The 22,112-nt window shown below is 66.1% G+C and carries 18 protein-coding genes and 1 tRNA gene; 5 read left to right on the top strand and 14 right to left on the bottom strand.

Annotation, left to right across the window (positions count from 1 at the left end):
* Positions 1-112 precede the first annotated feature (112 nt).
* Both ACFQI8_RS07650 and ACFQI8_RS07645 read left to right on the top strand, forming a co-directional pair.
* On the top strand, positions 113-4,642 hold the full coding sequence (locus ACFQI8_RS07650; protein WP_390243779.1) for a DUF7997 domain-containing protein: 4,530 nt from the start codon (positions 113-115) through the stop codon (positions 4,640-4,642).
* A 105-nt stretch (positions 4,643-4,747) separates the two neighbouring features.
* The gene (locus tag ACFQI8_RS07645) at positions 4,748-5,233 is read left to right on the top strand and encodes an SRPBCC family protein (RefSeq protein WP_390243778.1); all 486 of its coding nucleotides are present in this window, start codon (positions 4,748-4,750) and stop codon (positions 5,231-5,233) included.
* Between the two features lie 65 nt (positions 5,234-5,298).
* Here ACFQI8_RS07645 and ACFQI8_RS07640 read toward each other — a convergent pair whose 3' ends face one another.
* From ACFQI8_RS07640 to ACFQI8_RS07630, 3 genes are all read right to left on the bottom strand, one after another.
* Complete coding sequence (locus tag ACFQI8_RS07640) at positions 5,299-7,440, bottom strand: hybrid sensor histidine kinase/response regulator (protein ID WP_390243777.1); 2,142 nt, start codon at positions 7,438-7,440, stop codon at positions 5,299-5,301.
* Between the two features lie 121 nt (positions 7,441-7,561).
* Positions 7,562-8,443, bottom strand: coding sequence for a DMT family transporter (locus ACFQI8_RS07635; protein ID WP_390243776.1), 882 nt, complete (start codon positions 8,441-8,443; stop codon positions 7,562-7,564).
* 166 nt (positions 8,444-8,609) lie between these two features.
* Complete coding sequence (locus tag ACFQI8_RS07630) at positions 8,610-8,741, bottom strand: hypothetical protein (protein ID WP_256364934.1); 132 nt, start codon at positions 8,739-8,741, stop codon at positions 8,610-8,612.
* A gap of 53 nt (positions 8,742-8,794) precedes the next feature.
* Between ACFQI8_RS07630 and ACFQI8_RS07625 the strand changes: the two genes are divergently transcribed.
* Complete coding sequence (locus tag ACFQI8_RS07625; protein ID WP_390243775.1) at positions 8,795-10,126, top strand: RNA-guided endonuclease InsQ/TnpB family protein; 1,332 nt, start codon at positions 8,795-8,797, stop codon at positions 10,124-10,126.
* 49 nt (positions 10,127-10,175) lie between these two features.
* Here the strand turns inward: ACFQI8_RS07625 and ACFQI8_RS07620 are convergent, their stop codons facing one another.
* The 6 genes from ACFQI8_RS07620 to ACFQI8_RS07595 all read right to left on the bottom strand — a co-directional run bounded on the left by ACFQI8_RS07620 (position 10,176) and on the right by ACFQI8_RS07595 (position 13,980).
* A complete protein-coding gene (locus ACFQI8_RS07620) occupies positions 10,176-10,928 on the bottom strand; it encodes a class I SAM-dependent methyltransferase (RefSeq protein ID WP_390243774.1) in 753 nt (250 codons plus the stop codon).
* Positions 10,929-11,024: 96 nt separating this feature from the next.
* The gene (gene queC / locus ACFQI8_RS07615) at positions 11,025-11,747 is read right to left on the bottom strand and encodes a 7-cyano-7-deazaguanine synthase QueC (RefSeq protein ID WP_390243773.1); all 723 of its coding nucleotides are present in this window, start codon (positions 11,745-11,747) and stop codon (positions 11,025-11,027) included.
* An 82-nt stretch (positions 11,748-11,829) separates the two neighbouring features.
* On the bottom strand, positions 11,830-12,603 hold the full coding sequence (locus tag ACFQI8_RS07610) for a 7-carboxy-7-deazaguanine synthase QueE (protein ID WP_390243772.1): 774 nt from the start codon (positions 12,601-12,603) through the stop codon (positions 11,830-11,832).
* Entirely contained in the window at positions 12,603-13,079 is a 477-nt protein-coding gene (locus ACFQI8_RS07605) for a 6-pyruvoyl trahydropterin synthase family protein (RefSeq protein ID WP_390243771.1), read from the bottom strand. Before ACFQI8_RS07605 ends, ACFQI8_RS07610 begins: the two co-directional genes overlap by 1 nt.
* A 121-nt stretch (positions 13,080-13,200) precedes the next feature.
* Positions 13,201-13,584: an acyl-CoA thioesterase gene (locus tag ACFQI8_RS07600; protein WP_390243770.1), complete on the bottom strand. Its 384-nt coding sequence runs from the start codon at positions 13,582-13,584 to the stop codon at positions 13,201-13,203.
* A gap of 117 nt (positions 13,585-13,701) precedes the next feature.
* Complete coding sequence (locus tag ACFQI8_RS07595; protein WP_390243769.1) at positions 13,702-13,980, bottom strand: hypothetical protein; 279 nt, start codon at positions 13,978-13,980, stop codon at positions 13,702-13,704.
* A gap of 192 nt (positions 13,981-14,172) precedes the next feature.
* On the opposite strand from ACFQI8_RS07595, the gene ACFQI8_RS07590 reads away from it, so the two are divergent.
* Positions 14,173-14,550 (top strand): 2Fe-2S iron-sulfur cluster-binding protein, encoded by a 378-nt coding sequence (locus ACFQI8_RS07590; protein WP_390243768.1) that lies wholly within the window; start codon positions 14,173-14,175, stop codon positions 14,548-14,550.
* A 125-nt stretch (positions 14,551-14,675) separates the two neighbouring features.
* Here ACFQI8_RS07590 and ACFQI8_RS07585 read toward each other — a convergent pair.
* The 3 genes from ACFQI8_RS07585 to ACFQI8_RS07575 form a co-directional block, all read right to left on the bottom strand.
* Positions 14,676-14,749 (bottom strand) — tRNA-Tyr (locus tag ACFQI8_RS07585).
* Between the two features lie 74 nt (positions 14,750-14,823).
* Positions 14,824-16,959 carry a DEAD/DEAH box helicase gene (locus ACFQI8_RS07580; RefSeq protein WP_390243767.1) on the bottom strand — a complete coding sequence of 712 codons (2,136 nt, stop codon included), beginning with the start codon at positions 16,957-16,959 and terminating at the stop codon, positions 14,824-14,826.
* A 171-nt stretch (positions 16,960-17,130) separates the two neighbouring features.
* The gene (locus ACFQI8_RS07575; protein ID WP_390243766.1) at positions 17,131-17,613 is read right to left on the bottom strand and encodes a hypothetical protein; all 483 of its coding nucleotides are present in this window, start codon (positions 17,611-17,613) and stop codon (positions 17,131-17,133) included.
* A gap of 1,277 nt (positions 17,614-18,890) precedes the next feature.
* On the opposite strand from ACFQI8_RS07575, the gene ACFQI8_RS07570 reads away from it, so the two are divergent.
* Positions 18,891-20,096: a Cdc6/Cdc18 family protein gene (locus tag ACFQI8_RS07570; RefSeq protein ID WP_390243765.1), complete on the top strand. Its 1,206-nt coding sequence runs from the start codon at positions 18,891-18,893 to the stop codon at positions 20,094-20,096.
* 174 nt (positions 20,097-20,270) lie between these two features.
* Here ACFQI8_RS07570 and ACFQI8_RS07565 read toward each other — a convergent pair whose 3' ends face one another.
* On the bottom strand, positions 20,271-21,053 hold the full coding sequence (locus ACFQI8_RS07565) for a helix-turn-helix transcriptional regulator (protein ID WP_465261706.1): 783 nt from the start codon (positions 21,051-21,053) through the stop codon (positions 20,271-20,273).
* An 83-nt stretch (positions 21,054-21,136) separates the two neighbouring features.
* Entirely contained in the window at positions 21,137-21,697 is a 561-nt protein-coding gene (locus tag ACFQI8_RS07560; protein WP_390243764.1) for a TATA-box-binding protein, read from the bottom strand.
* Between the last annotated feature and the right edge of the window lie 415 nt (positions 21,698-22,112).

Below are 22,112 nucleotides of genomic sequence, written 5' to 3'. Positions count from 1 at the left end.
GAGACGGGGTCTACCGAGTCGCCACGGAGTCCGTCGAATTCGTCGGTCTACAGGCATAAATGATGGCAAACGGGCGGCCAATACTTATGGTTCGGGACCCTCGTCTACCTCTATGCGACTTCGGACCGCGTTAAACGAATATAAACGCGACCGGGGCGGACGCTTCCCAGAGGAGTGTCGGACCTCGGACGGCGCGTTTTCGGGCCACGGGGACCGACTCGTCTACGTCGGCCTCGACGGCTCCCTCCGGGACTACTCTGCTTCGCTTTCGGGCCTCTACGGCATCGACCGCTCTCGGTTCGGCATCGAGACGGACGGCGAGACGCACTGGTTCGACGAACTGGAGTCCGTGCGACAGCACTACTACCGGGAGACGAGCCTCGTCGAGACCGAGTACGACGCCGGGGAGTACACCGTTCACCAGTACGACCTGACGCTCGGTCGCGCTCACGTGACTCACGTCGAACTCCGTGGTGCGATTCCCACCGACGCCCACCTGACGGCGTTTCTCACCTTCGCCCCCGAGGGCCGAGAGACGCGGGTCGGCCGACTCATCCACGAGGCCGACGGCGACACCCAAGCAGTCGAAGTGTTCCACCGGAACGAACACGACTACGTCACCGCGTCGACCGGGCTGACAGACGTTCGCGGCCAGATTCCCGAGCGATTCGACGAGATTCTGTCCGACGACGCCTTCGACTTCCCGCGGGAGGCCGTCCTCGACCGCTACGAAGACACCCACCTCTCGGGCGACGTGGTCGTCAGCGCCCCGCTCGAACAGGAGGGCCGCGCCGCGCGAACGACGCTCGTCACCCAGCTTTCGGACCACAACGAGATGGCGCGAACCGACGCCCTCGCCGACCTCCGACACTGTTCGGTCCAGCACGCGACCGCGGACGCGCTCCGCGATGCCGCCCGCGAGCAGGCCGAGGTGTTCGTCCCCGACGGGACGCCGCGCGAGCGAATCGTCCGCGCCGACCTCCGGGCGCTGTCGCTTCTAACCGCCCCCAGCGGCGCGCGCATCGCCGGCCCCGAGTTCGACCCGTTTTACGCCCACTCCGGCGGCTACGGCTACACGTGGTTCCGCGACGACGCCGAGGTCACGCAGGCGCTCGCGAACGCCGACGACGCCTTCGACCTCGGCCTCGGCGACCGCCTCGCGACGAGCGCGGCGTTCTACTGCGAGACGCAACTCGAAGACGGCACGTGGCCCCACCGCGTCTGGGCGGTCGACGGAACCGTCGCCCCCGGCTGGGCGCACGGCCGCGTCGAGGGCACCGGCGACGAGGAGTATCAGGCCGACCAGACGGCGAGCGTCGTCGCCGCGCTCGCGTCGCTCCTCGCCGAGCGCCGCGACGAACTCGACGACGAACTCGTCGGGCGCATCCGCTCGACCGTCGCGGCGGGCGTCTCCGGACTCGATAGCAGTCTCGAAGCCGACGGGCTCCCGAAGCCCTGTCAGAACGCGTGGGAGAACATGAGCGGCCGGTTCACGCACACGGCCGCGACGTTCCTCCAAGCGTACGCCACGGTCGCCACCGCGCCCGTGAACGACGACCTCCGCGAGCACGCCGCCGAGCAGGCGACCGCGGTGTACGAGGGACTCGACGAACTCTGGTCCGACGAGCGCGAGGTGTACGCCCTCCGCATCGACGGGAACGGCGGACTCGACGACCGACTCGATTCGTCCACGTTCGCCCTCGTCGACGCCATCGACGCCTACGCCGACGTCGGAGAGGTCGACTCGAAGACCGCCGACCGGCTCATCAAGCACATGGCCGCGACGCTGAAGGGGCTCTACCGGAACCCCCGCGGCGACGTGGCCGGGTTGGTCCGGTTCGAAGAGGACTACTGGCGCGCCGACGGGCAGGACGGCGAGAAGGTCTGGTCCGTCTCGACCGCGTGGGGCGCGAACGCCGCCGCGAAGTTCGGCGTCCTCTGTGACCGCCTCGGGAAGGACGGCCGCCGCTTCGTCGAGCGCGCGACGAACCTCTACGAACTGCTCCAGCCCGACGGCCCCTTCACGACCGGCGCGGGCTACCTCGCAGAGCAGGTGTTCGACGACGGGCGCTTCGACAGCGCGACGCCGCTGGGGTGGCCCCACGCAATCCGCATGGAGACGACCGCCGTCCTCGCCGATATCGACGCGCTCCCCGCGCCGAAGCCCGCGCCGACCGGCCCGGAGAACCGGCCGCGGTGGACGACCGGCGAGAAGTACGGCATCGGAACCGTCGCGGACCACTACGCCGACGACCCCTCGCGCGTCTGGTTCACCCTGACCGAGGGCGCGCTGACCGAGGTCCGCTTCCCGCGGGTCGACCTGATGAACCTCCGGACGCTCGACTTCCTCGTCGTCGACGCCGACCCGGACGACGAGTACACGGCGCGGACCCACAACGAGACCCGCCGCGACGACCACGCGGACACGGTCGAACGCCGGGCCGAAATCGTCGACGACGACGCGCTCGTCTTCCGCCACGTCGTCACCGAGACGGGCGACGGCCGCGGCCACGAGTGGGAGCTCACCGTCGAGTACGTCATCGACCCCGAACACGACGCGATGCTCGCGGACGTGCAGTTCGAGTCCATCGACGGCGACGACTACGAACTGTACACCATCGCCGACACGGCGCTGGCGAACACCGGGACGAAAGACCGCGGCATCCGCCTCGGACAGCCCGGGAGCTACCACCTCGTCGCCCGCGATGCGGGCGCGTTCGACGCCGGCGACGGCCACGAACCGCTCCTCATCGACCAGGACGGCAAGGAGTACAGCGTCGCCATCGCGCTCACCGCCGCCGGCCGCTTCGAGTGGGCCACCGTCGGCGTCGCCGGCTCGCGGTACCTCGCGGAGTTCTTCTCGAAGGGCACAATCCCGAGCGCCCAAGAGCGCGTCGACGACGAGAACGTCGTGCTCGTCGGGCGCATCGGCACGGGCGACGAGCTCGGCGAGACGCTGGCGCTCGGCTTCGCCGAACACGCCGACACCGCCGCCGCGCTCGGCGAGGCGGCCGGGGCGCTCACCCGCGGCTACGAGACGGCCCGGTCTGCGTACGTCGACTCGTGGGCCGACTTCCTCGCCGACAAGGAACTCCCCGGCTCGGTCGCCGACGAAGACGACCTCGCCGCGCAGTACAAGACCGCGCTCATGAGCCTGCGGGCGGTCGAGGACAAGACCTACCTCGGGGCGGGGCTCGCCTCGCCGTCGGTCCCGTGGGGCGAGGCCGTCGCCGCCGAGGAGTCCAAGGGGTACGGCTACAACTTCGTCTGGTCGCGGGACCTCTATCAGGTGTTTACCGTCTTCGAGGCCGTCGGCGACGTCGAGACGGCCATCGACGCGCTGGAGTACATCTACACCTACCAGCAGGACGACCGCGGCTTCATCCCGCAGAACACCTACCTCAACGGGCGGACCCGCTGGGGCGGCGAGCAGATGGACAACATCTCGTTCCCGCAGGTGATGGCGTACATGCTCCACGAGCGCGGCGTCACCTTCGACGACGTGGGCTACGGCTACGAGAACGTCAAGCACTCCGCGGACTACGTCGCGCGGAACGGGCCGCCGACCGCACAGGAGCGCTGGGAAGAGGAAGCCGGCTACTCGCCGTCGTCCATCGCGGCCGAAATCGCCGGCCTCGGCTGTGCGGCGGCCATCGCGCTCGACGAGGGGCACACAGAGGACGCGCTCGTCTGGCTGGCGCTGGCCGACGACTGGACCGAGCGCGTCGACGACTGGACCGCCACGCGGACCGGCACCGACCGCAACGCGCACACGCCGTACTACGTCCGCATCACCCGCGACGGCGAACCCGACGCCGGGCACCTGCGGACGCTCGCGAACAACGGACCGACGCTCGACGAGCGAGAGATAATCGACGCGGGCTTCCTCGAACTGACTCGCCTCGGTATCAAACCCGCCGACGACGAGGTAATCCGCAACTCGGTGAAGGAGGTCGACGAGACGATTCGCGTCGACACGCCCCACGGCCCGGCGTTCTACCGGTACAACGGCGACGGCTACGGCGAGCGCGAGCGCGACGAGGAGGGCGCGCCGTGGTCCGTCGACGCCAAGGGGAAAGGCCGCCTGTGGCCCATCTTCACCGGCGAGCGCGGCGAGTACGAACTGCTCGCCGGGACCGAAGACGGCGACCTCGCACCGGACAACCTGCTTCGGACGATGGCCGCCTTCGCCAACTCCGGCCGCATGCTCGCAGAGCAGGTCTGGGACCGCGAGCACGCGACCGAGTTCAACTGGGAGTTCGGCGAGGGAACCGGCAGTGCGACGCCGCTCGCGTGGTCGATGGCCCAGTACGTTCGCCTCGCCCACGGCGTCGACGCGGGCGAACCCGTCGAGACGCCAACGTTCCTCCGCGAGCGGTACGTCGAGTCCGACCGCCCGGACGGGCCGTCCCTCCGCGTGAGCACGCGGTTCAAGGGCGACAAACTCGTCGTCTCGGGGCAGACCGACGCCGCCGTCGTCGCGGTCAAGACGCCGGGCGAGACCCGACTCGTCGAACCCGACGGCGAATCGTTCGAGGCCGTGGTCGCCATCGAGTACGGCGAGAACCAAGTGACCGTCGCCGCGGCGACGCACACGGACCTGACGAAAGCCGGCACGACCGTCTCGCGCTTCACGCTCTGAAGGCGGCGCGACCGACCGGCCGCCGACCACGAGGTCGGCGGTTCGCTTCCGTTTTCGACCCGTTCCGCCAGCACCGCTTTTCCGTCTCCGGCCTAACGGTCGGGTATGTCGGTCTACCAGCGTCGAACCCGCATCGCCGCCCCGCTCGAACGCGTCTGGGAGTTCCACTCGGACGTGTCCGGGCTGGAGGCGCTCACCCCGACGTGGATGCGCCTCGAAATCGAGTCGGTCCGCGGCCCCGACGACGAGGCGGAGCCCAACGAACTCGTCGCCGGGACGGAAATCGAGATGTCGATGCGGCCGTTCGGCGTCGGCCCGCGCCAGCGGTGGACCTCGCGCATCCTCGACCGCGAGGCGGGCGAGAGAACGGCGTGGTTCCGCGACGACATGGTCGACGGCCCCTTCCCGCGGTGGGTCCACACCCACCGGTTCGTCGCCGACGGCGACGAGACGATACTCGAAGACCGCGTGGAGTACGAACTCCCGTTCGGCCCGCTCGGCGACCTCGCGGGCGTCTTCGGCGGCGTCGGCTTCGAGGGGATGTTCCGCGGGCGACACGCCGAGACGAAGCGACTGCTAGAAGAGAAGTAGAGAGAATAGAGAGGAGGAGAGAGGGCGAGAGAGGGGTAGCGCGGGTCGTCGGGAGCGGCGACGGCTCAGTCGTCGCTGAGCGAGAACCGCGGTTCGACCTCGGAGCGGACGCCGCCGGTGTCGAACTCGAAGCGCGCGCCGCCGAGGTCGGACTCCGGAGCGGTCACCTCGATGTCCCAGCCGTGGGCCTCGACGATGCTCTCGACGATGGAGAGCCCGAAGCCCGTTCCGGACGCGGAAGTCGTGTGCCCGTGTTCGAAAACAGTGTCGCGCTCGTCGGCCGGGATACCGGGGCCGTCGTCGGCGACGTAGAAGCCGGTCTCGGTGGGGCCGACGCGGACGATGAGTTCGTCGGCCGCGCTCGTCGCCGACGACTCGTGAGCCGCGGTCTCTGTGCCGGACGAATCCGCAGTAGGGCCGGCGTCGGACGCGCCCGGCGCGTCCGACGCGTCCACCGCTCTCCCCGACGCGCCGTCTGCCGAGGCGTCCCCGAAGTCGCGACAGGGACCGCCGTGTTCCACCGCATTCCGAAACAGGTTCTCGAACGCCTGTTGGAGCCGCCCTTGGTCGGCCTGTGTGGACCCGAGGCCGTCTTCGACGATGAGCACCGCGTCGTCGCCGGTGTCGACCGCCTTCCACGCCCGCTCGGCGACGTCCTCGATGGCGATAGAGCGCGTCTCGCCGACCGTTCGGCCCTGTCTGGCGAGTGTGAGCACGTCGTTGAGGAGCGTGTCCATCCGGGTGACCCCGTCGAGCGCGCGGTCGAGGTAGGTCACGTCCGCTTCCTCGCGGGCGAGTTCGACGAACCCCTTGGCGACGTTGAGCGGGTTCCGGAGGTCGTGGGAGACGACCGACGCGAACTCTTCGAGGCGGTCGTTCTGCCGCTGGAGCTCGCGCTCGCGTCGCTGGCGGGCCAACGTGTGCGTGATGTTGTTCCCGACAGAGCGAAGCAGGTCGACTTCGGTGTCGGTCCACGAGCGACTCGTCTCGACCACGTCGAAGATGACGAAGCCGACGAGCGCCCACTTCGACACCATCGGTACGGCGACGAAGCCGCCGGTCTCGACGTCGGTGAGCACGCGCTTCGTGTCCGACGCCTCGGGCGGGAGGTCCGAAACGCGATGGAGGCGGACGTTCTCGAAGCGGTGGAGTCGTTCGAGCAACCAGCGGGCGTCTTCGAGGGCGACGCGCTCGGGGTGCTCGCAACGGTCGCCGCCGCGCCAGTCGTGCATCCGGGCGGCGACGTTCGTCTCGTCGTCGTAGAGGTAGACCGAACAGCGGTCGAGGTCGGCCACCTCGCCGACCGACTGGAGCGTCCACTCGATTTTCGTGCCGATTTCGTCGGTCTCGGCGCTCATCAGCGACGTGGAGGTGTCCAAGACGGCGTCTTTCAGGCGCGTCTCGTAGCGCAGTCGGTTCCGCCGGCGGCGGCGCTCGGTCACGTCCTGTAGCGTCCCGATGACGGCGGGTTCGTCGTCCTCGGTGGGGCGGAGCGCGAGATGGCCCTCACAGAGGAGGTCGTCGTCGTGCGGGTACGCCGAGCCGGGCGACAGCACCGTCTCGAAGCGCTCCGTGTCGGGGGCGTCCGGAGAGACGACCCGCTCGAAGGCGGACAGAATCTCGTCGTCGGACTCGGCGGCGAGGTCGGCGAACTCCCGACCGATGATGGCCTCGCGGTCGTAGCCGGTGAGTTCGCAGAAGACGCCGTCGGCGGAGGTAAAGCGCCCCGCGGAATCGAGGGAGTAGACGCCGCTGTCGAGCACCTCGATGGCGGTTCCGTATCGCTCGGAGGCCGCCTTCGCGCGGTACTGCGAGACGGCGTTGACGACGCGGTTGGCGAGGACCGTGTACTGGTCGGTGCCGGTGTCTTTCTGCATGTAGTCGGTCGCGCCGACGCGGAAGGCGTCGCGGGCGACTTCCTCGGAGCCCTTGCCGGTAAAGAGGATGAAAGGGAGGTCGGAGTGTTCGGAGCGGACCGCCCGGAGGAACTCCAGTCCGTCGATATCGGGCATATCGTAGTCCGACACGACGCAGTCGACTCGTTCCTGTCGGAGCCGTTCGAGGGCCTCCGCCCCCGAGTTCGACGTCGAAACCGACAGGTCGACGTCGCCGGCCTCGCGTTCGAGATAGATCGACACGAGGTCCGTCAGACTGGGTTCGTCGTCGACGTGGAGGACGCGTACGTCTGCCCCCGGACCGTCGTCCATACCGTGTAGCGACCGCTCACCGTAATGAGCGTTGTGACGCGGTTATCACCACCGATAACGGAGTCTGGGGGATTTCGAATCCGGAGTTCTGAACCGGAGCTATCCGATTCGAGAGCGCCGCCTAGGACGCGCTGACGTAGATTCCGCCGAGGACGACGGCCCCACCGAGGACCGTCGGGAGCGTGGGAATCTCACCGAGGAGAAAGAGCGCGAGTATCGTACTGCCGACGGGCTCTCCGAGGAGTGAGACGGAGACGACGCTCGATTCGAGGTGGGCGAGCGCCCAGTTGATGACCGTGTGGCCGAAGACGCCCGGCCCGACCGCCATCCCGAGAAACAGGAGCCACTCGCGCGGGGGGTACCCCGTAAGCGGGTCGCCCCGGCCGACCGCGACGACGAGGAGCGCGGCGGCACAGACCGTGTAAACGACGACCACGTAGGGGACGAGCGAGACCCTGCTTCGGACGCTCCGACCCGTGAGGACGTAGGCGGCCGCCGTCACGGCTCCGATGACCGCGAGCCCGTTTCCGAGAAGCGGACGCGGCGCGCCGCTGGCGGCGAGGAAGTCGGAGACGGACATGAGCGCCATGCCCGCGAGCGCGACGCCGATGCCGACGGCGGTGCGGCGGCTCACGCGCTCGTCGAGGACGGCCCACGCGCCGACGGCGACGAAAAGCGGTTGGGACTGCACGAGCGTGACGCTCGCGGCGACCGTCGTGTGGTTGAGGCTCTCGAACCACGACGCGAAGTGGGCCGCGAGCGCGACGCCCGCGCCCCCGGCCGCCAGAAGGTCCCGCCCCGAGATGGTCGCCAGCGCGTCGCGGTGGCGGACGAGCGCGACCGGCGCGAGGAGAGCTACGGTGAACAGGACTCGGTAAAAGGCCTTCACGAGGCTCGGCGCGGTGCTCCAGCGGACGAGGATGGCGCTCGTGCTGACCGCGAGGACCGCGATGCCGAGGCCCGCGAGCGGCGAGATTGGGGCGTCAGAGTCGGGCGTTGACACACCTCCACGTCGCCGGGACTCCGCTTACCGTTTGTGGGTCTCGGCGAGTCGCAGTCCGCGGCGGGGAGCGGGAGTTCTCCCGACCGAGCTACCTGAATCGAGGAGAGAGTCCCGCCGTTCACGGCGGGCGTGAATCCGACAACAGGGACACAACCGCCGACAATGCTCAGTCCGGGGTATCCAAATCTTTCGCCGCGTGGAGCAACATCCCTTCCCACGTCAGGCCGTGGTCGTCCTTGATTCGCTTCAACCGTTCATGCACGTCGTCGTCCACTACTACGTGGATGTTCTTCGCCATACATACAGACAAAAGCCAAACATACATCAGCCTTCGGATGCAAGGTGTTGGTGATGAAGCGGACCAACACCTTCGAGGTGGTTCCTCTGTCCGACGCGGACGAGGAGTTGCTTCGACGCCTGTTGGACGCTTCTGCCGCTCTCTGGAACGAAATCAACCACGAGCGCCGCGAACACTACGCCGACCCCGGCGGCGACGTATGGGACATCAGCGAGTATCGCGGGCGCTACGGCGGCACGCTCGGGGCTTCGACCGTTCAGCAAATCGAACGGAAGAACCGCGAAGCATGGCGGTCGTTCTTCGCGCTCCAAAAGAAGGGCGAAGCAAACGGCAAGCCCGGATACTGGGGCAACGCCGAGGACGGCCGCGAACTCCGAACGTATATCCGCAACACCTCGTACACCGTCGAGTGGGGCGAATACTCCCGGCTCGAAATCCTCGTTGGCCATGACCTGAAAGACGAGTACGGGCTTGGATACCGCGAACGCCTCCGGCTCGAAGTCCGGGGCGAACCCAACTGGAAAGAGTACGACAAGCAAGGCCGGTTGGAGTTGTTCTGGGACGAGAACGCACAGACATTCAGGGCCTTTCAGCCAGTCACTATCGACAATTCTCGGCTGGCACACCCACTGGCGGACGAAACCGCCGCTCTGGATATTGGTGCGAACAACCTCGTCGCCTGTTCGACTTCGACCGGCACGCAACTGCTGTACGAGGGACGCAACCTGTTCGAGCGGTTCCGCGAGACGACGCGAGAAATCGCTCGTCTCCAATCGCTCTTGGACGACGGCAGGTACAGCAGTCACCGGATACGCTCGTTGTACCGCCGTCGGACGCGCCGACGCGACCACGCCCAAGACGCACTCGCACGTGACCTCATAGAGCGGTTGCACGACGAAGGCGTCTCCACGGTGTACGTCGGGGCACTCACAGACGTACTCGATACGCATTGGTCGGTCGAAGCGAACGCGAAGACGCACAACTTCTGGGCGTTCCGGCAGTTCATCGACCGACTCGCCTGTACCGCCGAGGAGTATGGTATCTCGGTGGAGGTTCGTTCGGAAGCATGGACCTCTCAAGAGTGTCCGAACTGCGGTTCAACAGATCGGACGACACGCCACCGCGACACGCTGACGTGCCCGTGCGGTTTCGGGGGCCACGCAGACCTCACAGCGTCCGAAACGTTCCTGAGACGTCATCAGAACTCAGAACGTTCTGATTGGCGAACGAGACACGCTGTGTCTCGTCAACGGCAGACCGACGTAGCACGGCCGATGGCACGGCCCGTGCGCCTCAAGTGGAACGACCACGACTGGTCAGAGTCACCACGCTCTTGTTCCAACGAGGAGCGCACGAACCCGCAAGTTGCCTCCGTGGGTCGGTAAGCGATACCCCCAGCGAGAGGAAACCCCGGCGTTCGCGCCGGGGAGGATGTCATTCTTTTCGCGCTCGAATCAGCGCCTTCGGGTTGGCGAACGAGACGACGGAGTCGCTGTCGAACGCCACGTCGAACAGGGATTTCGCGTCCTCGGGCGCTTCGCGGAAGCGACGTTCGAGTTCGTCTCGGTCCTCGGCGGAGACGTTCGTCCGCTCGGTCCACGGGTCGAATTCGAGGCGTATCGCGGCTGTCTCGACCGCCTCGACCGACAGACCCGCGGCCTCGAACCACTCGCGCCACCGCGAAACCGGGTGGAGTTCGACGTGGGTCGGGTCGCGGAGGACCTCGACGCCGTTGAGGAACTCGGCGAGGGATGCGTCCTCGGGCGCGACGTTGTCCTCGAAGGCGAAGACGCCGCCGGGTTCGAGGACGCGCGCGACCTCCGCGACGAACGACTCGGGGTCGGGGAAGTGGTGCGCGGCGATGCGGCAGGCGGCCGCGTCGAAGGAGTCGTCCGCGAACGGGAGGCGCTCGGCGTCGGCGACGACGCCCGCGACGGGGTACTCGCGGACCGCGGTGGCGACCATCTCCGGGGCGGCGTCGGCCGCGACGACCGCGGAGACGCCGGCATCGGCTATCGCGCCCGCGGTGTGGCCGGCCCCGGTCGCCACGTCGAGCGCGCGGGTCGCGCCGCGACACCACGACGCGAGCGTCTCGCGGTCCTCACCGAGGCGGTGGACCTCGCTGTCGAAGTACGACTCGGCGGCGCTTCCGAACTGGGCGGCGGTTCGGCGTTTCTCGTCGCTCATGACGCGGGGTTCGCGTAGGTCGGTGAAAAAGGGGCGCGAGGAGACAGGTCGGAACGCGAGCGAGGTGCGATCCGCGTCGGCGGCGGGCAGAGGACGCTACGACGCGTCCGCGTCCGCGTACGCCGGTCGCTCGGCGTACGGAATCGGGTCTCGCTCGCCGAGGTGCTGGAACGCCTGCAGGCGGAACGCACAGGAGTCGCAGGTGCCGCAGGCCGGTTCCTCGGCGCGGTAACAGGACCACGTGTGTTCGAAGGGGACGCCGAGTTCGAGGCCGCGGCGGGCGATGTCGGTCTTCGAGTCGTGGACGAACGGGACCTCCAGCGAGATGGTCGTGTCGGGCTTCGTGCCGACCTCGACCATGGCCTCGAAGGCGTCGAAGAACTCGGGACGGCAGTCGGGGTAGCCCGAGTAGTCCTCGGAGTGCGCGCCGACGAAGACGGCGTCGCAGTCGTTCGCCTCGGCGTACGAGACGGCCATCGACAGGAGGTTGGCGTTGCGGAAGGGAACGTAGGAGGTCGGGATGTCGTCGGCGTCCATGTCGGCGTCGGCGACGGCCATCGAGTCGTCGGTGAGCGACGACGCGCCGATCTGCTTCAGGTGGCTCGTCTCGATGTGGAGGAAGTCCCGAGCATCGAGTTCGTCGGCGAGCGCGCGGGCGCAGTCGTACTCCTTCGACTCCGTCTTCTGGCCGTAGGAGGTGTGGAGCGCGTAGAGTTCGTAGCCGCGTTGCTTGGCCTCGTAGGCGGTCGTCGCGCTGTCCATGCCGCCCGAGAGGAGGACGACGGCACGCTTCTCGTCGGAAGTGGATTCGGTAGTCATCGATATCGTGGAATGGTTCGGGGTTCGTTCGGGGTGCGTTCGGGGTGCGTTCGGGGTGCGTTCGGGGTGCGTTCGGGGGTTCTCACGTCTCGGGCGCGTCGTTCCAGAGGTCGACGTGGAGTCGCGGCGTGTAGCGGTAGCCGAACGCCGCGGCGAGGTCGGCGACCTCGGTCCGAGTTCGGGCGAGTTGCTCGCGGGTCTGTCCCTCGGGCATGAGCAACACGTCGCTGTCGCGTACCTCGCGGTCGGTGACGCCGCGCACGTCGGCGACGAGCGACTCGATTTCGTCGAGGTCGTCGCGGCCGGTGACGACGAACTTCAGTTGGAACTCCGCCGCGTGCTCGACGAGCGAGGCGAGCGCGTCGAGGTCGACGCGGGCGTCCTCGTGGCGCTCGGTCCAGACGCCGGAGTCCACGTCTGCCGGGGCGTTGTCGGGCGTCGGCGTCGACGACGCGAGCTTGGGGCTGACGCTCGCGAGGTCGACCGGCGCGTCGGTTTCGAGCGTCCCGTTCGTCTCGACGGTCAGGTGGTAGTCGTCGGCGAGCGCCGACAGGAGCGCGTCGGTCTCGTCGTGGACGAGCGGTTCGCCGCCGGTGACGACGACGTGGTCGGGGGACCGCGACTCGACTTCGGCGACGATTTCGTCGAGGCTCAGCCACGCGTGAGTCGGCTCCCACGAGGTGTGAAACGAGTCGCAGAACCAACAGCGGAGGTTACAGCCGCTGGTGCGGACGAACGTGCTCGGGACGCCGGCGAGTTTGCCCTCGCCTTGGAGCGACGCGAACAGCTCGTTTATCGGGAGGCGGTCGCCCTCGGCGTCGGTGTCGTCGCGGGCGACGGTGTCGGAGACGGGCATTAGAAGCCGGCGCAGAGTTCCGACGTCTCGCCGACCGAGACCGAGACCTCGGAGACGGTGTCGGGGAGCGCCGCGAGCAGTTTCTCTTCGAGGACGACGGCCATCACCTCGGCCGTCGGCGGCGCGTCGAGGACGACCGTTCCGTCGGCGTCGCCGGAGCGCTCGAACGCCTCGACGAGCGGGTCGCCCGACTCGACGAGAAAGCGGTGGTCCCACTCGTCGATGACGTCGGTCACGACGCCCTTGTCGACCACCCAGCCCTCGGCAGTCAGGTCGCCGACGACGCGGACCGAAATCTCGTAGTTATGCCCGTGCGGGCGGCTACACTTGCCGTCGTGGTGGAGGAGGCGATGGCCGGCGCTGATGCGAATCGGCCGGTCGCGCCCGATGTGGAGGACGCGCTCGCCTGCTCGGGACAGCGGGGTCTCGTCGTCGGCGTCCGCCGACCGTGCGTGCTCTAGTGTTCCCCGAGGCATATCTGAGGATTATCTCGAGAGTATATAATTCTCCTGTCTCGGCTCAGTCGGTCGAGTAGCGGGCCCTGTCGGTCGCGGACTGTTCGGAGAGACAAAACGCGACGCGGACGGCGGCCGGGCGCTACGGTTGGTCGGCGATTGCCTCGCGCCACTGGTCGGGGACGCGCGTCGGGCGACCCTCGTCGTCCATGGCGACTTGAACCGTCTCGCCGGTGGCGACGACCTCGCCGTCGTAGGAGAGCGTGTAGGAGATGGGGAAGCTCTTTCCGCCCGGTTCGCCGGCCTCGACTGCCACCTCGACGGTGCCGACGCCCTCGATTGGGGCGCGGTAGTCGAGTTCGAGGTGCGCGACGACGATGTGCGGGTCGGAAAGCGGCGTCCCCAACACCTCCTCGAAGAAGCGGACGCGGGCCTGTTCGCAGTAGGTCGCGTAGACGGCGTTGTTCACGTGTCCGAACGAGTCGTGGTCGCGGAACCGAACTTCCACCTCGGCGACGAAGCTCATTGCGGTGCGCGACACGGGCGAGGAGTATAGCACCGACGGTTTGCCTCCGGTGGAGCCGGTGAGGTGAGCCGAAGACGCGGGGACGAGCGACGGGCGAAAGGCGGGGTCGCGGACGACTCAGTTCGCCGTGCGCGCCGACTGGTCGACGGGGGGAGTCCGGCGGCCGTGTAGCGCGACGGCTTTCCAGACGTTCGAGCGCGACCCGGCGCGGACCATCTCGACGGGGACGCGAGCGCCCTCGGGGAGCGACGCGAGCGTGTCGCGGATTCGCTCGGACTCGTAGGCCACGAGGTGGCGCGTTTCGTTCGTCTCGTGCAGTTCCACCGTCATCGTCTCGTGGTCGTTCATCTCGACGCGGACGTTCACCAACACCGGAGCGGACGCGAGGGTCACCATCACGCTCACCTACGAATCCGGCCGTCATAAGCCGTTATAATACTGATATCTTCGGGTATAGACTCTACATAGATGACGAGAGAGCCGCGAGTGAGAGGGTGGGCGAGCTGACTGGGCGAGAGGGCGAGTCGACTGGACGAGGGACCGACCCGAGGGATATACCCATGTCGAGTCGGCCCGAACGACCGACCGATGAGCGACCGCAAGTCCCGACCTCGAACCGGGTGCGACCCGGCTGACTCGACCGTCACGGTTCGTGTCCGCGACGTCAACACCGACAGCGACCGCGTCACCGACCTCGACGTCGAACGCGGGACCGTCCTCCGCGACGCGCTTCTCGACGCCGGACTCTCGCCGTACGCGCGACTCACGACGCGAGTGAACTGCGGCGGCCGCGGCCTCTGTGCGACGTGCGGCGTCCGGGTTCGCTCGGGCGAGCCGACGCCCGACCACTGGCACGACGACCTCGCGGCGCGGTTCGGCTACCCGCGGCTCTCCTGTCAGATTCGCGTCGACGGACCGATGACCGTCGAACTGGTCGAGAAGGTGGTGTGGGGCGGTCGGGAGTGATAGTCGGTGAGGAGACTCCGATTTGAACTCACTCGCAACGCTTCGCGTTGCTCGCTACTCAAATCGGGTCGAGGCGTCCTTCACATGCAACACCGCTCGCTCCGCTCGCGGGTGTTGAAATTCAGTCCGCTCTCCCCGATTTGAACGGGGGACAAGCCGATCTACAGTCGGCTGCTCTGCCAGGCTGAGCTAAGAGCGGTCAAGAGAATCTCAATCTACGGGTAGACTTAAGAATTCTCATTCCGGGCGGCGAAGCGCCCGACATCGGGGCGATTACTCGTCGGGTACCGCCGACTCGGAGTCGTCCGCAGACGCTGACTCGGAGTCGTCCGCAGACGCCGACTCGGTGTCGTCCGACTCGTCGCCTTCGGCGTCGGTGTCGCCACCGTTCGATTCAGTGTCGAGGTCGTCAGAACTCGTCTCCCGGACGCGAATCCCCTTCCCGGCGAGGTGTTGCATCTGACGCTGGGCGAAGTCCTCCTCGCTGGTCCCGCGGGTGGCGAGCACGTAGACGAGCGCGCTCCCCGTGGGTCGCATGGTTCGGCCGGCCCGCTGGGAGCCCTGCCGGCGGGAGCCGCCGAGACCGGAAGCGACGATTGCGAGTCCGGCGTTCGGGAGGTCGATGCCCTCGTCGCCGATGCGTGAGATGACGAGGGTGTCGAGGTCGCCGTCGCGGAACGCCTCGAAGTACGCCTCGCGGCGGTGGTGGCGGGTCTCGCCGCTGACGAACGGCACGTCGAGCGCCTCGGAAATCGCCTCGCCCTGGTCGAGATAGTCGACGAAGACGAGGGTCTTCGAGTCGGCGTGTCGGGCGCGGAGCCGACGAATCTCGACTATCTTGCCGGGGTTCATCGCGGCGAGCATGTGCCGCTCGCGGCCGTCGCTGGAAGCCCACTCGTTTCTGGCCATGTCGCTTCCCCAGCCCACGTAGCGAATCTCGACTTCCGGCTCCTGAACGTAGCCGGCGTCGAAGAGTTTGCCCCAGTCGGTGCCGATAGGCGGGCCGATGAGCGTGAAAATCTCGGCTTCCTTGTCGTCCTCGCGGATGGGGGTCGCCGACAGGCCGAGGCGGTGTTTGGACTGGAGGTCGGCGCTCCGCTGGAAGACGCGACTCGGGATGTGGTGGGCCTCGTCGTAGATGATGAGCCCCCAGCGGCGCGAGTCGAAAAGCGAGCGGTGGCGGTCCATCCCGGCGGTCTGGTAGGTGGCGATGGTGACGGGGCGAATCTCTTTTGCGCCCCCGTGGTACTCGCCGATTTGGTCGGCGTCGAGGTCAGTCGTCGAACGGAGTTCCTCGTGCCACTGGCGGGCGAGTTCTCGACTCGGCACGAGAATCAGCGTCTCGCCGCCGACCGCGGCGAGCGCGCCGATGCCGGCGATGGTCTTCCCCGCGCCGGGCGGCCCGACGAGGACGCCGGCGCGCTGGTCGACGAATCGGTCGACCCAGTCTCGCTGGTAGTCGCGGAGGTCGACGCCGAGCGCGACGTCGAGTTCCTCGCCCTCTTCGAGGTCGCGGTCGTCCTCGACGGGGTAGCCCGCGTCGTAGAGGATGCGCTTTATCGCCGCGATTTCCTCGTCTCTGACCCACGCCTCCGTGTCCGAGATGGGCGCGTAGACGTGGTCGTCGTCGAGTTTCTGGAGCGCGACGTTGCCCATGAGGCTCTCGGTGGCGGCTTCGAGGACGGTGTACCCCTCCTCGTGAGAGTAGAGACGGAACTGGTGGGCGCGCTTCCACTGGTCTTCGACCCACGCTTCGAGGTGCGACGACCGCTCGGGAAGGACCGACCGGAGCATCGAGAGCAGGGACTCGACGTCGTCGAAGGGGGCCTGCCACACGTCTTCCTGCCGGATTCGGTAGAGGTAGCCTCGGCCTCGACCCTCGCGGTCGCCGGTGGTGTCGACGAGGTGTGCGAACTGCGAGAGCCGCGCCCGTGTGTACTGAGTCGGGTTGTCGACGACTATCTCGCGGCGTTTCGGAAAGAGAACGACCCGCTCGCGCGAGGCGAGTTCGCCCCACTCGGTCGGGTACCAGACGACCGGGTCGGTCTCGACGTTCACCCGCTGGACTCGCTCCGCATCGGCGAGCGCCTCGAGTCCGTCCATCGCGTCCGCCTGCGAGACCCCGAGACGGCGGGCGACCTGCTGGGCGGTCGCGACGGGGCGACCCTCGGATTCGAGCGCCCCGTAGAACGACGCGAGCGAGACGCCGTCCGCCGCGTCGCTCGGCTGGTTCGCGTCGGTCGGGGGCGCGTCAGGAAGGGACGCGTCGGTCACGCTGGACACGTCGGATGCGTCGGGGGCTTCGGATACGTCGGTCGCATCGGCCAACCGGTCGAGTACGTCTCGGGACGTGCCGGTTCCGTCGCCGTCTCCGTCGGGAGGACCCGGGTCCTCGTCCTCGGCAGTCATCGAACGCGGGTACGGCCGCGACGGGGAAACGGCTTGCGACACCGGGAGTCCGTGAGACGGGCGAGCGGCCTCGTTCGTCGCGAGTGAGCGCAGTTGGATTTCGACGAGCGCGAACGAGGGCGAGAAGACGCGACTCGATTTTCGTCGAAGCGGTTCTGCGTCGCCTCGACGTTATCGAGACGTGCTCGACCGCGCCGGAGCCATCCGGTCGAAGACGGCTCGGAAATCGTCGTCGACGGTGAGGAACTCAGGGAACTCTTCGAGGGTTCGAACGCCGTCGAGATAGACGTACTCGACCGGTTCCGGGGGTATCTCCTCGAAAACCTGAACCGGGCCTCGCTCGGTGAGACCCACGAACGGTCGCCCCTCTGGGTCGGTCTGGGGCGTCAGTTCGTGTTCGAGGTAGAGTTTCGCCATCGCGAGCGCGCTCGCGAGTGGAACCTGTCCGGGCGTCAACTGCCACGTGACCTCTCGATTTTCGTAGTGGACAGTGGTCACATAGCCGTTGTCGAACCGAAAGCAGTCGACTCGCTCTCCCGAACGCGACCACCGCGTCTCCGTCGTACGGGAGCGTTTGAGGGACCATTCCTCGTCGTCGCCGCGGTCTAACACGGCCTCGCCGAGGCGCACCCACACGCGACTGAGCGCACGCATACGTCACTGATTCGTCCCCCTGGGTAATTGCATTGACGCCACGGGAACGAAACAGTCCGTCGCGAGTGAACGTTGTGACGTGAGACCGACTCGGGTGCGGGTACGTGAGACCGACTCGGGTGCGAGGGTGTATCAGAGCGTGCGCCATTGGGCGCGGCCGCTCGGACGTAAACAGCCGGATGCGCGAGAGTCGCACGCACACCACGTTTCCGGTGAACGAGGAGACTGCTCCCCGAGTCGTTGCCGCGGGTGACTCACACCTCGCTTCCGGTGAATCGTGAGTCCGCCTGAGACGGGCAGAGACACCACGTTTCCGATGAATTAGCGCGAGACGTTCGGGAGATAACCACCCGACTCGGTGCGAGACCGGCAAGCGGAGAACGTGGTCCCGAAAGCCGTTGCCGCGAGCCGATTCGCCGAAGAACGTTGCAACGCTGACAGACACCACGTTTCCGGTGAAATACAGCGCGAGGGAACGCGGCAGTAACACCGACCGATGGAGTCGTCAGTTCGCACGTGGGTCGCGAGGACGGAGTCGCGCGAACACCACGTTTCCGGTGAACTGGTGAGTGGCTGACGGTGGGACGCGTGGCGGGAAACGAGTCTGAGGACTCGAACCGTTCCCGTGCGTCCCGGATACAACTGAATCGGTCCACTTATAAGGAACACACCACGTTTCCGGTGAAAACAATCGTTTTAGCCACTCTCCAAGGGTTTCTGCCAGGGACTGCGGAACCGATGTGAGACACCGCGTTTCCGATGAGTAAGCGTGCTCGAGCCGTCAGTGGGCGCCGAACGGCAACTCGGCCCTTATCGGCGGGCAGAACAGTACACATAACAACACTTAAATAATTAATTTGTGTTACCGACCATTGATACACTCGCAAAAGTAAAAAGTACTCGACATTCGAGTACTGTTCGACCGGAATAGACCGTCTCAGTCGAGTGTTTTCGAGCGACTCGTTGATTCTCGGAGTCGGACGTATTGTCGGCCGATCTCAATTCTGCTGTGGTAACTGCAGGTCTGTTAGACCTAAGAATCTCGTTCGTTTCGTCGCTTTCGGACGTTCTCACCCTGTTCTTGTCCGGACCCCACGGCTGGGCAGGCTGTTTTCGTGTGGTCAGGGAAGAACCCCCACACCGTGTTTCCGGTGAACGGGAACCTCCGTTTCGTGTGGACCGTCGACCGGGGTCCGGAGCCGTTCACCGGAAACGTGGTGTGTGTGTGCTGGGTCGAATGGTAAGTCCTTTCACCGGAAACGTGGTGTGTTGCGAACATGCCTAACGCCAGCGACGACCTCTTCACCCGGGAGGACCCCATCTTCGCCAACAAGGAGTTGTTGGAGATCAACCACCTCCCGGGTGAGGGTCGCATCGTCGGTCGCGACGACGAGATTTCGGATCTCGCGACCGCGGTGAACCCCGCCATCTTCGGACAGAGTCCGAGCAACGTCCTCATCTATGGGAAGACGGGGACAGGGAAGTCGCTCTGTGCGAAGTACGTCTCCCAGCGCCTCGTCGAGACGGCCGAAGAAGAGGGGGTGAAAGCGACGTTCGCCTACGTGGACTGCGCACAGGACACGACCGAGACGCAGGCCGTCCAGACTATCGCCGACAGCGTCAACGACACCGCGGTTACCGGGATTAAAGTCCCCGACAAGGGACTTTCGACGTCGACGTACTACAAGCGGCTGTGGCGCATCCTCGACGCACTGTACGACGTGGTTCTCATCATCCTCGACGAGATCGATAAACTGAGCGACGACGACATCCTCATGCAACTCTCACGGGCCGGTGAAGCGGGGAAGATTGCCGGCTGTAAGCTCGGTGTCATCGGCATCAGCAACAAGATACAGTACAAAGACCGGATGGACGAGCGGGTCAAGTCCAGCCTCTGTGAGCGCGAGTTCGTTTTCCCGCCGTACGACGCGAACCAGCTCCGCGACATCATGGACGCCCGGAGCGACGCGTTCCGCGACGGCGTGTTAGACCCCTCGACCATTCCCCGGGCCGCGGCGCTGGCCGCCCGTGAACACGGGGACGCGCGGAAAGCGATTGACATCTTACGGTACGCTGGCGAAATCGCACAGTCGATGGGAGCGAGTACCGTCAAGGAGAATTTCGTCACGCAGGCGCGTCAGCGCGCGGAGACCGACCGCTTCCGCGAGTTGATTCGCGGGTCGACACCGCACTCTCGCTACGTGTTACAGGCGCTCGCCATCCTCTCGCTTTCGAACGAAAAGCAAGACGGCTTCCGAACGAGCCGCGTCTACGAGGTCTACGAGAACATCTGCCGACAGCAGGGCTCCGATAGCCTGTCGCTCCGGCGGGTTCGGGACCTACTGAAAGAACACGCCTTTCTCGACATCATCGAACAGTCGAAACACAGCGGCGGGAGCGCGGAAGGTAGCTACACCAAGCACCAACTTCTCGAAGACCCGGACGTGGTGAGGGACGTCCTCATCGAGAACACGGACAGCTGATTGGTGAATCGGAATCTCGACCGGGGCGTGTGAGGACCGAACCGCCTAGCGGGAACGCTGTACCACCGCAGATGTACCTCCGTAGAGTGGCCTCTTATACTTTATTGCAATAACACGTGACTGGAATATTCACGCGTGACCGACCCGGTCACGATTTTCACTGTCGGCGGAGACTCACGGTTCGAGTCGGTCGACCGGGACCGACGTCGATCGGACCGATTCGTACAGGCTTTCGACCCACGAGACGACTTCTGGGGTGTCGCCGTCCACGAGGGCCGTCAGGTTGTTGTGTTCGTCGTAGGCGGAGACGATGCCGTGGCCGTCGACCACCAGCAGTCCGAAATCGAGGCTCTCCTCGGCGATTCGAAGCTCGAACTGGTCGAGTTCCCGCGCGCGCTCGAAGGAGTCCGGATAGGCGTCTATCGACCGTTCGAGGACCCCGCGGTCGACGATGAGTTCCATCCGGGTGTTCTCTCCCAGCACTGCTTCGGCCGATTCGTTGAACACGCGACTCACGATGGGCGCGACACCGCGGAAGCGGTCGACCGGCTCGTTTCCGACGATAGTTAGATATCTGTTCAGCGGCGCATGCGGGTCGTTTTCCGCGGCGGTCGTGATGTTCATCTGACCGAGGACACCGGGCGGAGCGTCCTCACAGATTTCCGCGGCATCCGCCAGAAACTCGCTCATTCGGTCGGCGCATTCGACCGCCTCGCTGAACCGTTCGTACTGCTCGTGGACTATCGTTCCCCCCGGAGTGAGGTGATACAGCCCATCGTCCTTCTTCGCCCATCCGCGGTCACAGAACCCCGCAAGTGTCCGCTGTGCCGTCTCTCGGGCGCAGTCACAGCGTTCCGCGAGCTCCGTCGGTCGGCGTGGCTCGACCGCCAAGGCTCGGAGAATCGCCTCCCTGCTTTGCGACCCGACGAGAAACGCCACGTCCTCCCGCGCGCTCATGTCATTCTGTTAGACTGTCCGGCATTTTACACTTATGGGTGCTCGTACCCGTGCGCGGCGAAAAATCGATGGTTCGGAAGCGCCTATCCGAGCAGTCCAAGCGCGTCGATGCGCTCGACGATCTCTTCGACGGCGGTTTCCGCGTCGTCCGTCCGCTTTCCTCCGGTGATGACGATTTTTCCGGAACCGAAAAGCAGGATGACGACCTTCGGCTCGTCCATCCGGTAGACGAGACCGGGGAACTGCTCGGGTTCGTACTCGACGTCTTCGAGTCCGAGACCGATAGCCAGCGCGTTCAGGTTCAGGTTGTGTCCGAGGTCAGCGCTGGAGACGATGTTCTGGACGGTTATCTCTGGCTCCTCGTCGACGGGAATCTGAAGCTCGCGGAGCTTGTCAAAGATAATGCCGAGTGCGTCGTGCACGTCGTCGATACTCTTTGCACCCGTGCACACGATCTTCCCCGAACGGAAGATGAGCGCAGCGGCTTTCGGGTCCTGGGTGCGATAGACGAGGCCCGGGAAGTTGTCCGGGTTGAAATCTGCACCGGGGAGGTCGTCGGCGAGGGCTTCGAGGTCGAGCTCCTGACCGATCCCGGTCGATGCGACTACGTTCTGAATCTCGATGGAGTCTGCCGGCCCACTCATTGCTCGCACGTGAATCGTACCTCCGGCCTTATAAAGCGACCCGTTATAAACCGACTTCAACGGGTCCATTCTATCGGCCTTTCGCACGCACGCGAAACTAATACCTTGATTTCTCGCTCGACCGGATTGATGTCACAACTGACCGCGCGTGAAGTTATGGCACGCCTCGTGTCTATTTTTCTCACAGAGCCACTAAATCAATGGGGTTAAATGTAACCGTGCCATTCGGACTAATGCGAAGAAGCGCACGGGGGCACTCCCCCCGACGGCTTCCACCGAACGCCCCGGCCCCAAGGTCGTCAGGCGCTCGCCGGGATGATACACCTTCCCGGGGGTCGCCACGATACGACGGCCTTAAGTGGTCCAAGGCATTTCGGATGAATGCGAACGACACACCGCGATTGCAGGGCGATTC

It is taken from the genome of Haloferax chudinovii (assembly GCF_042663345.1).
Lineage (GTDB): Archaea > Halobacteriota > Halobacteria > Halobacteriales > Haloferacaceae > Haloferax > Haloferax chudinovii.
This window is presented reverse-complemented; position numbering and strand designations above follow the sequence as displayed.